Source organism: Cellulomonas uda (assembly GCF_006538705.1).
GTDB classification, from domain to species: domain Bacteria; phylum Actinomycetota; class Actinomycetes; order Actinomycetales; family Cellulomonadaceae; genus Cellulomonas; species Cellulomonas uda.
The window spans coordinates 44,518-56,198 of sequence record NZ_BJLP01000024.1 but is presented as its reverse complement, the minus strand read 5'-3'; the positions used below and the strand labels follow the sequence as shown (position 1 = coordinate 56,198).

Here is an 11,681-nt window from a genome sequence, read left to right as displayed (position 1 = left end):
CCCGCGACCGCTTCCCGTGACGCGGGGTCGATGTCGTTGTGGTCGTTCGCATCCCCACGCGTGACATACCCCGCCACCGCACCGTCCGGGGCCCGCACGAGCTCCACGACCCGGTGGATGAACCCCTCGTCGTCGTCCGTGCGGTCTGCGTCAACACGGATAACGTCCCCGACTGCGACCTCACCGGTCCCGCGCTGGGTCAGCACCACCGAGCCCGGGTCGTATGTGCCCGCCATCGAGCCGGTTTCGACGCGGTGCACCCCGAACCCGGCCGGTCCCGCCAGGAGCGGGGCGGCCAGGCACACACCCAGCAACCCCGCCCCCGCGTACCGCAGCGTCCGCATCATCAGCTGCCGTACCCGATGAGCGCGGCCTCATCGTCGGGGTTGCCCTTGACCTGCGTGGCGACCGCATCGAGGTCCATCGATGCTCCCTGCTGTGCGGCGGCAGCCCACGCGTCCGCATCGGGGCTCTCGTCGAACGTGACGGTCACGGTGTAGGTCCTCCGCTGGCCACCGGTGTACTGACCAACCTTGTAAGCCCGCCCGTCCCACAGGGGTGCTTCGGCGGCCGGCTCGAGCGGGCGTTCGTTCTCCTTGATGGTCAGGGTGCCGAACTCAAGCAGCTCGGGGTTGACGATGTCCCTGCCGATAAGCGCGATGTACGCGTCCGACGTGCCGGCGTTTTCGACCGTCAGGGTCGCGGTGTACGTGTCACCGGGCATGACGGCCTCGTAGGGGCTGAACCACGTGCCGGCGTCTTCGGTCCACGCGACAACGTCGACCGTGCCAGCGTTGGCGATGTGGATGAAGTCGTCGATAGTGAACGTCTTCGTGAGGAGCGCGCCGATGCCCGCAGTGCCCCCCAAGGACACCTGCGAGGACGCCCGCGATGACGGCTCATCACAGATGAGGGTGTAGGAGTGTCGACGATGTCGTGAGACGTCGGGCGTGGTGGCGGGCGTGTCGAGGTGGGGGAAGGCGTCGAGGTCTTCCGAAGATGGGGGTTCTCACACCAACCCATCCGAAAGACCTCGACGTTGGACGACGCTATCTTCTGGCCGCCTGACCTGACCACGTTCGCCCGTCTGGACGATCTCGGCTTGGTCGTCGTCGGCCAGCACGTCACCGACCGCCGCACGGTGCTCGAGTGCCGGGTCGTCCCGGTGCCGGGCGACGAGTTCTGCCGCCAGTGCGGTGCGGAGGGCCTCGTGCGGGACACGGTCACGCGCCGACTGGCGCACGAGCCGTTCGGGTGGCGGCCCACCACGCTGCACGTGCGGGTGCGCCGTTACCGGTGTCCCACCTGTGAGCGGGTGTGGCGGCAGGACACCACCCGGGCGGCGGAGACGCGTGCGAAGCTCTCCCGTGCCGCGCTGGCGTGGGCGCTGAACGGGCTGGTGGTCCAGCACCTGACCGTCGCCCGGCTGCGCGACGCGCTCGCCGTGGCCTGGAACACGGTCAACGACGCCGTCCTCGCCGAAGGCCACCGCGTGCTGATCGCCGATTCGGCCCGGTTCGACGGGGTCACCGTCATCGGCGTGGACGAGCACGTGTGGCGGCACACCCGCCGTGGCGACAAGTACGTCACCGTCATCATCGACCTGACCCCCGTGAAGGACGGCACGGGGCCGTCCCGACTGCTCGACATGATCGAGGGCCGCTCCAAGGCGGTGTTCAAGGACTGGCTCGCCGGGCGGCCCAAGGCGTGGCAGCAGGGCGTCCAGGTCGTCGCGATGGACGGGTTCACCGGGTTCAAGACCGCCGCCGCCGAAGAGCTCCCCGACGCGGTCGCGGTCATGGACCCGTTCCACGTCGTGCGCCTCGCCGGTGACGCCCTCGACAAGTGCCGGCGCCGGGTCCAGCAGGAGCTCCACGGGCACCGCGGCCTCGCGACCGATCCGCTCTACCGGGCCCGGCGGACCCTGCACACCGGTGCTGACCTGCTCACCGACCGGCAAGCCGCCCGCCTCGAGGCCCTGTTCGCCGACGAGGAGCACGTGCCCGTCGAGGCGACCTGGGGCATCTACCAGCGGATGATCGGCGCCTACCGGCACCCGGACCGGACCACCGGCAAGAAGATCATGACCGCGCTGATCGACTGCGTCGCTACCGGAGTACCGACGTCGCTGGTCGAGATCATCACCCTCGGCCGGACCCTGAAGAAGCGTGCCGCGGACGTCCTCGCGTTCTTCGACCGCCCCGGCACCAGCAACGGCCCCACCGAGGCCATCAACGGGCGGCTCGAACACCTGCGCGGCTCCGCCCTCGGCTTCCGGAACCTGACGAACTACATCACCCGCAGCCTCCTCGAGACCGGCGGCTTCGGACCCCGACTACACCCTGCATTGTGAAGAGCCCGATTACCTCGATCTGCACCGGGATCACGGTCTGGCTGGTTGTGACTATAGGAACTGAGACGGGCAGAGGTTCTACCTCGACGGGCTCATTGGCAAGTCCGTCGCGCCAGGTGAAGTCACACTCCTGTCGTTTTCCTCCCTCTGTTGGCGGATCGCAGATTGGAGCGAGGTATGTGAAGTCTTGACTGGCGGTGAAGCGCCAGTTCATCGTTTCGGTGGGTGCGTTCTGCAGCAGGATCGTGCGCTTGATGCGCAGGACTGCCTTCGGGCGTTTGCCGAGAAAGTTCCTAATCCCCAGCCTGTCGCTCTCGATGGTTGCGTAGGTCGGACTCGCTATGCCCCTGTGTATTCGGCCTGGCTGACTGGTTCGAAGGAGATTGTAGTTGCATCGTGTCGCACGGGTTGAAGATTCTCGGTGCTGAGTCGAGCTGCGATCACCCATACGAGTCCGATGACAAAGAGGGCCATCGCGACGCGTCGAAAAAACGGACCCACGGCGCGGCGGCTTGGTGCCGAGCGCGCACGTGCGCGCCTTGCATCACGCGCAGCGGTTCCCATCCTGCCTCGCAGTTCCAGTGCGATGTCGTCGAGTCCGATGACGGCCGCAGCCGGCCCGCCTAATGCGGTACGCATTACTCGCATTCCGCACTGGGGGATGCCACCATCGTCGTGGACTCGTGATGAGATCGATGCCAACATGGCGTTGACCGCCGGAAGATGTGGCGCTCGCGGAAGGCGTCTGCGGGCGGACTCGGCGGGCTCACGACGAAAATCGGGCCCAACGTATGGTCGGCACAACCGACGCTAGGCGTCGGCGTCCGTCGGCTGCCCGTTCTTCGCGTCAGCGCCGGCGTCGGTGGCCTTGGCCTGCTCCTGGTCGAAGAGCACGCGCGCGGCCATCATGCTCGCGAGGTCGATGTTCGTCACGGCCTGCCACACGCCGATGAGCAGCGTGACGAGGCCGATGAGCCCGATGATCGCGCCGAGCACCATCGTCGGCACCCCCGCGCTGGTGTCGTAGCCGTCGAGCACGATCGACCGCAGGTTCTGCTGCTGGCCGGCCAGGTAGATGACGACCCCGAAGATCAGGATGACGACGCCCCACAGGACGGTCCCCGCGGACGGCTTCCACTGGCTCGACCTCATCATGACCTCCGTGACCGCCGGCGGCACGTCCGCCTGCGCCGACCGTAGTGCGCGGCGGAACCTCGTGGGCCCGTAACCCGGGCTCGACCGGGTGAGATGACGAAGGCCGCCCCGGGGAGGAACCGGGGCGGCCTTCGTCCGCGTGGTCAGACCCGCCGACGCCGCGAGGCGAGCGCCACGACGAGGCCGCCCACCAGGAGCAGGCCCGCGCCGAGCGTCAGGACCCGTCCGGCCGAGGTGCCCGTGACGGCGAGCGCCGGGGTCGGGGTGGTGGTCGGGACCGGCGAGGGGGCGGCGGCTGCGTCCTCGAGCGCCACGAGCACGCCCGCCGCGACGCTCACGTGGCTGTCTCATTTCGAGGAGTGGACGCGCGGGACATGACGGAGGGCCGGGACGACGCCCGTCCCGGCCCTCCTGCCTGCCCCTCGAGCGGGACTACCGCACGTCGTCGTCGACCCAGTCGAAGGTCCGCGTCACGGCCTTCTTCCACAGCCGGTACTGCCGGTCGCGCTCGGCGGTGTCCATCTGCGGGGTCCAGCGCTTGTCCTCGGCCCAGTTGTCGATGACGTCCTGCTCGCCGCTCCAGTAGCCGACCGCGATGCCCGCCGCGTACGCGGCGCCCAGCGCGGTCGTCTCGGCGATCTTCGGCCGCACCACGTCCACGCCGAGGATGTCGGCCTGGAACTGCATGAGCGCCTCGTTGGCGATCATGCCGCCGTCGACCTTGAGCTCGGTGAGGTCCACGCCCGAGTCGGCGTTCATGGCGTCCAGGACCTCGCGCGTCTGGAACGCCGTGGCCTCGAGGGCCGCGCGCGCGATGTGCCCCTTGTTGACGAACCGCGTGAGCCCGACGAGCGCACCGCGAGCGTCGGACCGCCAGTACGGCGCGAACAGCCCTGAGAACGCGGGCACGAAGTACGCGCCGCCGTTGTCCTCGACGCTCGCCGCGAGCTGCTCGATCTCGGGCGCCGACGAGATGATCCCGAGGTTGTCGCGCAGCCACTGGACCAGGGACCCGGTGACGGCGATCGAGCCCTCGAGCGCGTACACCGCGTCCGCGCCGCCGATCTTGTAGCAGACCGTGGTGAGCAGGCCGTTCTTGCTCGGCACGATCTCGGTCCCGGTGTTGATGAGTATGAAGTTGCCGGTGCCGTACGTGTTCTTCGCGTGCCCGACCTCGAAGCACGCCTGCCCGAACGTCGCGGCCTGCTGGTCACCGAGGATGCCGGCGATCGGCACGCCCGCGAGCAGGCCCTTCGCGCGGCCCTCGCCGTAGACCTCGGACGACGAGCGGATCTCGGGCAGCATGGACATCGGGATGCCCATCTCGCCCGCGATCTCCTCGTTCCAGGTGAGCGAGTCGAGGTTCATGAGCATGGTCCGCGACGCGTTCGTCACGTCGGTGACGTGCACGCCGCCGTCCGGCCCGCCCGTCATGTTCCACAGCACCCACGAGTCGGTGTTGCCGAACGCCAGGTGGCCCGCCTCGGCCTTCTCGCGCGCACCCTCGACGTTGTCGAGGATCCAGCGGATCTTCGGGCCCGAGAAGTAGGTCGCCAGCGGCAGCCCCACCCGGTCCTTGTACCGCTCCGCGCCGCCCCCCAGAGCGCCGAGCTCGTCGCAGATCTTCTGCGTGCGCGTGTCCTGCCAGACGATCGCGTGGTGGACCGGCTCACCCGTGCGCTTGTCCCAGACGACCGCGGTCTCGCGCTGGTTGGTGATGCCGACGGCCTCGATGTCGGAGTTCTGCAGGCTCGCCCGGCCGAGCGCCTGCCCGACGACCTCGCGGGTGTTGACCCAGATCTCGGTCGCGTCGTGCTCGACCCAGCCCGCCCTCGGGAAGATCTGCTCGTGCTCCTTCTGCCCGGTCGCGATGATCCGCGCCTTGTGGTCGAAGATGATCGCGCGCGTGCTCGTCGTGCCCTGGTCGATCGCCATGACGTACTTCGTGTCAGACATCAGCTTCCTTCACCTCGTCGTGAGTGGGGGATGGGTGACGTGCGCGGTCAGCCCAGGTAGTCGAGCGTCCACTGCGCGAGCAGGCCGGCGATCGCACCGCCGACGATCGGGCCGAGGACCGGGACCCACGCGTACCCCCAGTCGCTCGAGCCCTTGCCCTTGATGGGCAGCAGCGCGTGCGCGATGCGCGGGCCGAGGTCACGGTTCGGGTTGATCGCGTAGCCCGTGGGGCCACCGAGGCTCGCACCGATCCCGACGACGAGCAGCGCGACCGGGAGCGGGCCGAGGTTCGCCGGGTTCTTGGCGAACATGAGGATGACGTAGACGAGCACGAACGTGCCGATCGCCTCGGTCACGAAGTTCCAGCCGTAGCTGCGCACGGCCGGGCCCGTGGAGAACACCGCGAGCTTGGTGCCCGGGTCCGCCTCCTCGTCGAAGTGCTTCTTGTACGCGAGGAACGCGAGCACGGCACCGAGGAACGCGCCGAGCATCTCCGCCGCGAGGTACACGAACGTGGACGCCGCCGTGACGGCGACCCCGGGCGCGTACTCGTCGGCGCCGTTGGCCAGCAGACCGATCGTCACCGCGAAGTTCAGGTGCGCGCCGGACAGGTACGCCGCGTACACACCGGCGAAGACGGCGAGGCCCCATCCGAAGTTGATGAGCAGCCAGCCGCCCCCGAAGCCTTTGGTGCCCGGGAGGATCACGTTGGCGACGACCCCCGCACCGAGCAGGAGCAGCAGGGTCGTGCCGGCGACCTCGGAGACGAACACTTGCATGAGCGAGACGTCCATGGGTCCTCACTTCTCGGAGACGGGACTTCGTTGTCACGTGCTCCCGCGCCGGGGGGCGCGGGCGTTCGGGGGGTGGGGCTCAGGACTCCAGCGGTCGCATCGGGGCCAGGTCCAGCGCGCGCAGGCGCACCTTCTCCGCCGACGCGTCGTCGGGCTCCTGCGCCGCGGCGTCCTCGGCCTCGGCGCGCGCGCGGTACGCCTCGACCTCGCGGCGCGTCGTCGCGTCGTCCCAGCCGAGCACCGGCGCGACGAGCGCGGCGATCTCCTCGAGCGCGCTCACCCCCTTGTCCGCCTGCTCGTAGTTGAGGCGCGTGCGGTGCATGAGTACGTCGTCGAGGTGCAGCGCGCCCTCGTGGCTCGCGGCGTACACGACCTCCGCGCCGATGTACGCGGGTGCGTGCGTGAGCGGCTGGGCGAGCTCGGGGCGCTCGTCGCACAGGTCCGTCAGCTCGCCCAGCAGCGAGCCGTACCGGTGCAGCAGGTGGTCCATGCGCGGGCGGTCCCAGCCGTACCGCCGGGCGATCGCACGCGACTGGCGCTGGACGACCGGCAGGCCCTCCGCGCCCACGAGCGGCAGGTCGTGCGTGAGCGACGGCAAGGTCGTCGCGCGCGAGCCGATCGCGAAGTCCACGGCGTCCTTCGCCATGACGCGGTACGTCGTGAGCTTGCCGCCCGCGATGACCGTCAGGCCCGGCGTGGGGGAGGCCACGGTGTGCTCGCGCGACACCTTGGCCGACGACGTGCCCTCCTTGGTGCCGGGCTGCAGCAGCGGCCGCAGGCCGGCCCACGTGCCGATCACGTCGTCGCGCGTGAGCGGCCGGGCGAGCACGGCGTTCGCGTGCTCGATGACGTAGTCGATGTCGGCGCTCGTCGCGACCGGGTGCGTGAGCTCCTGCTCCCACGGGGTGTCGGTCGTGCCGATCACCCAGTACCGCGACCACGGGATGATGAACAGGACCGACTTCTCGGTCTGCAGGATCAGGCCCGTGTCGCCCGCGATCCGCGAGCGCGGCACGACGATGTGGATGCCCTTCGACGCCAGCACGCGCAGGCCGCCCTCGGAGCCGGCGAGCGACTCCGTCTGCTCGGTCCACACGCCCGTCGCGTTGATGACGTGGCGGGCGCGCACGTCGATGCGCTCGCCCGTCTCGAGGTCCTCGACGACCGCGCCCGTGACCGCGCCGCCCGTCGTCGTCTGCAGGTCGAGGATCTGCGTGCGGCTCGCGGCGTGCGCGCCGTAGCTCACGGCCGTGCGGACCAGCGTCGAGACCAGGCGGGCGTCGTCCACGCTCGCGTCCCAGTACCGGACCGCGCCGATCGCCGCGTCGTGGCGCAGGTCGGGGAACAGGCGCTCCATGCCCTTGCGCGTCAGGTGCCGGTGGATCGGCATCGCGCGGCGCGATCCCGAGACGGTGGCGAGCGTGTCGTACAGCGCGACGCCCGCACCGACGTACGCGCGCTCCCACACCCGGTTCTCCAGCGGGTACAGGAACGAGACCGGCTTGACCAGGTGCGGCGCGATCCGCTGGATCAGCAGGTCGCGCTCGGTGAGCGCCTCGCGCACCAGGTGGAAGTCGAGCATCTGCAGGTAGCGCAGGCCGCCGTGCACCAGCTTGCTCGAGCGGCTCGACGTGCCGCTCGCCCAGTCCTGCGCCTCGACGAGCGCGGTGGACAGCCCGCGGGTCACCGCGTCGAGCGCGATGCCCGCGCCCGTGACGCCGCCGCCGACGACGAGGACGTCGAGCTCGTCGCCCTGCCGCGCGGACTCGCGCAACCTCGTCAGCGCGTCCTGCCGTGCCTGGGCCGTCAGTGCAGCGGTCCTCATCGCACGTCCTCCTGGTGGTGCTCGTCCGTCGTCGTCCCTGTCGCCCGATCCGGCGGCGCTCGCTATGGTCATCACGACCGGAACGAATGCGCAACCGGAGTGCACATACGTGCACCCCGGGCCGCGCCCGCCGTCGTGAGGGGGAGCGATGGAGCTGGACCGCGAGCAGGACGTGCTGCGCGCCGCGTCGATGTACTACCTCCAGGACCTGAAGATGGAGGTCATCGCGCGGCACCTGGGCACCTCCCGGTCCACGGTGTCCCGGCTCATCAAGCGCGCGCGGGAGACCGGCCTCGTCGAGATCACCCTGCGCCCGGCGAGCACACGCGCCCCCGGCCTCGGCCGGTCGCTGTCCGCCGCGTTCGGCATCGACGCCTACGTCGTCCCCGTCCCCGACTCGTCGTCCCACATCGAGCGGCTCGACCAGGTGTCCATGACCGCCGCCAAGCTCCTGACCTCGTGGTTCGACTCCGACATGGTCCTCGGCGTCGCCTGGGGGACCACCCTCGCGTCCGTGTCCCGCTACCTCGTGCCCAAACCCACCCGCGGGTCCGCCGTGGTGCAGCTCAACGGCGCCGCGAACATGCGCACGTCCGGCGTCGACTACGCCAGCGACCTCATCTCGTCGTTCGGCACCGCGTTCGCGGCCGCCGTGCACCATTTCTCGGTCCCCGCGTTCTTCGACTTCTCCGACACCAAGGCCGCCATGTGGCGCGAACGCTCCGTGCGGCGCGTGCTCGACATGCAACGACGTGCGGACATCGCGGTGTTCTCCGTCGGGGCCGTCGCCGGCGCCGTGCCCTCCCACGTGTACTCCGCCGGGTACCTCGACGACGCGGACGTGCGCGTCCTGCACGACGAAGGCGTCGTCGGCGACGTGTGCACCGTCTTCCTGCGCGCCGACGGGTCCTGGGAGGACGTCCCGCTCAACGCCCGCGCCACCGGACCCACCCCCACCGAGCTCCAGCGCCTCCCGCGGCGCGTGTGCATCGTCGCCGGCGACAACAAGGTCGCGCCGCTGCTCGCAGCCCTGCGCGCGGGCGTCGTGACCGACCTCGTCGTCGACGAGACGACCGCCGTCGGCCTGCTCGACGCCGCCGAGCCCGCCCCCGTGCGCCGCACCCGCACGCGCGGCTGACGACGCGCGGAACCGGACACCCGCACCGCACCGGCACGGGCGGCACCTAGGTTGGACCCGTGACCGCAGCGCCCGTGCACGTCCGTCCAGCACTGCCCGCCGACGTGCGCGCGATCCGGGGGCTCGTCCAGCCCTACGCGCAGGAGCGCATCCTGCTGGCCAAGGAGTGGGTCGGCTACTACGAGTCCGTGCAGGAGTTCCTCGTCGCGGAGTCCGACGAGGACGCGACCGCCGGGCAGGTCGTCGGGTGCGGCGCGCTGCACGTCATGTGGGAGCACCTCGCCGAGGTCCGCACGCTCGCGGTCGACCGGTCCTTCCGCGGCCGACGCGTCGGGCACGCGCTGCTCACCGCGCTCATGGACCGCGCCCGCGCGCTCGGGCTGCGGCACCTGTTCTGCCTCACGTTCGAGGTCGAGTTCTTCACCCAGCACGGGTTCCACGCCATCGAGGGCCAGGCGGTCGACGCGGAGGTCTACGCCGAGCTGCTTCGCTCGCACGACGACGGCGTCGCCGAGTTCCTCGACCTCGCGCGGGTCAAGCCCAACACCCTGGGGAACACGCGCATGCTCGTCGAGCTCTGACCCCCACGCGTCAGCCCGGCAGCGCGTACGCCGGCGCCTCGTCCGCGCCCGCCGCCACCTCCACGACGAGGCCGTCCGCCAGCAGCCCCGCGAGCGCACGGGCCCGCTGCGGCGTCGCCGGCCACGCCTCGTCGAGCACGTGCCGCGGCACCGGCACGGGGGACCCGCGCAGCAGCGCCATCACCCGGCCGCGGACCTGACGGTCCGTGCCGTGCCACGCCTGCGTGCGCCGCCGGTGCGCGTGCACGTCGCCCGGCCGCCCCGCCGCCACCCACGCGCACGACGAGACGAGCGGGCACTGCCCGCAGCGCGGCGAGCGCGCCGTGCACACCAGCGCCCCGAGCTCCATGCTCGCCGCCGCCCACCGCGCCGCGGTCGCGTCCTGCGCCGGGACCAGCGCCCGCGCCCGCTCCACCTCCGCGCGCGTCTGCGTCGGCGCCGGCAGCGCCTCACCGTCCACCGCCCGCGCCAGGACCCGTCGCACGTTCGTGTCGAGCACCACCGCGCGCCGCCCGAACGCGAACGCGCGCACCGCCGCCGCCGTGTACGCACCGACCCCCGGCAGCGCCAGCAGCGCGTCCTCGTCGTCCGGGACCCGCCCGCCGTGCCGCTCCACGAGCACCCGCGCGCACTCCTGCAGGCGCAGCGCCCGGCGCGGGTACCCGAGCCGGTCCCACGCACGCAGCACGTCCGCCGTCGGCGCCGCCGCCAGGTCCGCGGGCGTCGGCCACCGCCCCAGCCACGCGCGCCACGCCGGCTCCACCCGCACCACGGGCGTCTGCTGCAGCATGACCTCGCTGACCAGCACACCCCACGGCGTGCGGTCCGGCGCGCGCCACGGCAGGTCCCGCGCGTGCTCGTCGAACCAGTCCACGACCGGCCCGACGAGGTCGACCGGTGCCGGCGCCGGTGCGGGTGCCGGTGCGGGCCCGGAGGCGGGCGGGACGAGGCTCACCCCCGCATCCTGCCAACGATCGGCGGCGCGCCGGACCGCGCAGCGCGCGTGCACCCCGGCGCGGCTCGTACCGTGGGCGCCGACGTCGTCGGACACCGACGACGGGGATGTCGACGGACAGGTCGACGGACAGGTCGACGGGCAGTCCGACGGGCAGTCCGACGGGCAGTGCGACGGGCAGGACGACGGGAAGGGGCGCACGTGGCGGAGCCGAGAGCGGGACGCCCACGGGCCGGAGGGCCGCGGCCCGTGCTGCCCCGCCGGGTGTACGTCGTGCGGCGGCTGGTCGCGCTCGCGGTCGTCGCCGTGCTCGTCGTCGCCGCCGTGCTCGTCGTGCGGGCCGTGACGCGCCCCGACGACGGCACGCCCGCCGCGCCGACCACGCGCACCCCGAAGGCCGCCGCGACCACCCCCGACGCCGCGCCCACGCTCTCGCCCGTCGAGGCCGCCGCGCGCGCCGCCGGCGTCCCGGTCTGCCGCGTCGCCGACCTCGACGTCGGGTTCGACGCCACCAAGACCGCCTACGAGGGCACGGAGCGGCCGTCGTTCCGCATCACCTACACCAACACCGGCGACGAGCCGTGCCTCGTCGACGCGGGTGACGGCATGCGTCGCGTGAGCGTCGTCTCGGGCGACGACACGGTGTGGGCGTCCTGGCACTGCGGGCGCGACGCCGAGAGCCGTCCGCTGCTGCTCGGGCCCGACGAGCCGAGCAAGGAGACCTACCGCTGGCCGCGCGTGCGGTCCGTCAAGGGCTGCACCGCCGGCCAGCCCGCCCCGCGCCCCGGCACGTACACCGCACGCCTGCTGATCGACGACGAGGTCGTCGCCAAGGCGGTCTTCGACCTGCGGTGATGCCGTCGGGTCCGAGCCCCGCGTCGGGTGCCCGGGGTCCGGTACGGTACGGCTCGCCCGGATCGCCCA

11 protein-coding genes and 1 pseudogene are annotated in these 11,681 nt (G+C 71.6%); 4 read left to right on the top strand and 8 right to left on the bottom strand.

The features are described 5' to 3' along the window. Both CUD01_RS17065 and CUD01_RS08520 read right to left on the bottom strand, forming a co-directional pair. A pseudogene (locus tag CUD01_RS17065) lies at positions 1 to 209 on the bottom strand (hypothetical protein); the annotation flags it as partial. A gap of 137 nt (positions 210 to 346) precedes the next feature. Further along, positions 347 to 868, bottom strand: a complete 522-nt coding sequence (locus CUD01_RS08520) for a hypothetical protein (protein ID WP_141320267.1) — start codon at positions 866 to 868, stop codon at positions 347 to 349. A 171-nt stretch (positions 869 to 1,039) separates the two neighbouring features. Between CUD01_RS08520 and CUD01_RS08515 the strand changes: the two genes are divergently transcribed. Then, positions 1,040 to 2,353, top strand: coding sequence for an ISL3 family transposase (locus CUD01_RS08515; RefSeq protein WP_141320265.1), 1,314 nt, complete (start codon positions 1,040 to 1,042; stop codon positions 2,351 to 2,353). Between the two features lie 810 nt (positions 2,354 to 3,163). On the opposite strand, the gene CUD01_RS08510 is transcribed toward CUD01_RS08515, so the two are convergent. The 5 genes from CUD01_RS08510 to CUD01_RS08490 form a co-directional block, all read right to left on the bottom strand. Further along, positions 3,164 to 3,505 carry a hypothetical protein gene (locus CUD01_RS08510; protein ID WP_141320263.1) on the bottom strand — a complete coding sequence of 114 codons (342 nt, stop codon included), beginning with the start codon at positions 3,503 to 3,505 and terminating at the stop codon, positions 3,164 to 3,166. A gap of 146 nt (positions 3,506 to 3,651) precedes the next feature. Next, the gene (locus CUD01_RS08505; protein WP_141320261.1) at positions 3,652 to 3,846 is read right to left on the bottom strand and encodes a hypothetical protein; all 195 of its coding nucleotides are present in this window, start codon (positions 3,844 to 3,846) and stop codon (positions 3,652 to 3,654) included. Between the two features lie 94 nt (positions 3,847 to 3,940). Beyond that, entirely contained in the window at positions 3,941 to 5,464 is a 1,524-nt protein-coding gene (gene glpK / locus CUD01_RS08500) for a glycerol kinase GlpK (RefSeq protein ID WP_141320259.1), read from the bottom strand. Between the two features lie 47 nt (positions 5,465 to 5,511). Next, positions 5,512 to 6,258, bottom strand: a complete 747-nt coding sequence (locus tag CUD01_RS08495) for an MIP/aquaporin family protein (protein WP_141320257.1) — start codon at positions 6,256 to 6,258, stop codon at positions 5,512 to 5,514. 79 nt (positions 6,259 to 6,337) lie between these two features. Further along, complete coding sequence (locus CUD01_RS08490) at positions 6,338 to 8,083, bottom strand: glycerol-3-phosphate dehydrogenase/oxidase (protein WP_141320255.1); 1,746 nt, start codon at positions 8,081 to 8,083, stop codon at positions 6,338 to 6,340. Between the two features lie 148 nt (positions 8,084 to 8,231). Between CUD01_RS08490 and CUD01_RS08485 the strand changes: the two genes are divergently transcribed. Then, positions 8,232 to 9,221 carry a sugar-binding transcriptional regulator gene (locus CUD01_RS08485; RefSeq protein WP_141320253.1) on the top strand — a complete coding sequence of 330 codons (990 nt, stop codon included), beginning with the start codon at positions 8,232 to 8,234 and terminating at the stop codon, positions 9,219 to 9,221. Between the two features lie 59 nt (positions 9,222 to 9,280). After that, positions 9,281 to 9,802: an amino-acid N-acetyltransferase gene (locus CUD01_RS08480; protein ID WP_094181711.1), complete on the top strand. Its 522-nt coding sequence runs from the start codon at positions 9,281 to 9,283 to the stop codon at positions 9,800 to 9,802. A gap of 10 nt (positions 9,803 to 9,812) precedes the next feature. Here CUD01_RS08480 and CUD01_RS08475 read toward each other — a convergent pair whose 3' ends face one another. After that, complete coding sequence (locus tag CUD01_RS08475) at positions 9,813 to 10,757, bottom strand: iron-sulfur binding domain-containing protein (RefSeq protein WP_141320251.1); 945 nt, start codon at positions 10,755 to 10,757, stop codon at positions 9,813 to 9,815. 249 nt (positions 10,758 to 11,006) lie between these two features. Here CUD01_RS08475 and CUD01_RS08470 point away from each other — a divergent pair, with 249 nt between their 5' ends. Continuing rightward, positions 11,007 to 11,612 carry a hypothetical protein gene (locus tag CUD01_RS08470; RefSeq protein ID WP_141320250.1) on the top strand — a complete coding sequence of 202 codons (606 nt, stop codon included), beginning with the start codon at positions 11,007 to 11,009 and terminating at the stop codon, positions 11,610 to 11,612. The last annotated feature ends 69 nt before the right edge of the window (positions 11,613 to 11,681 follow it).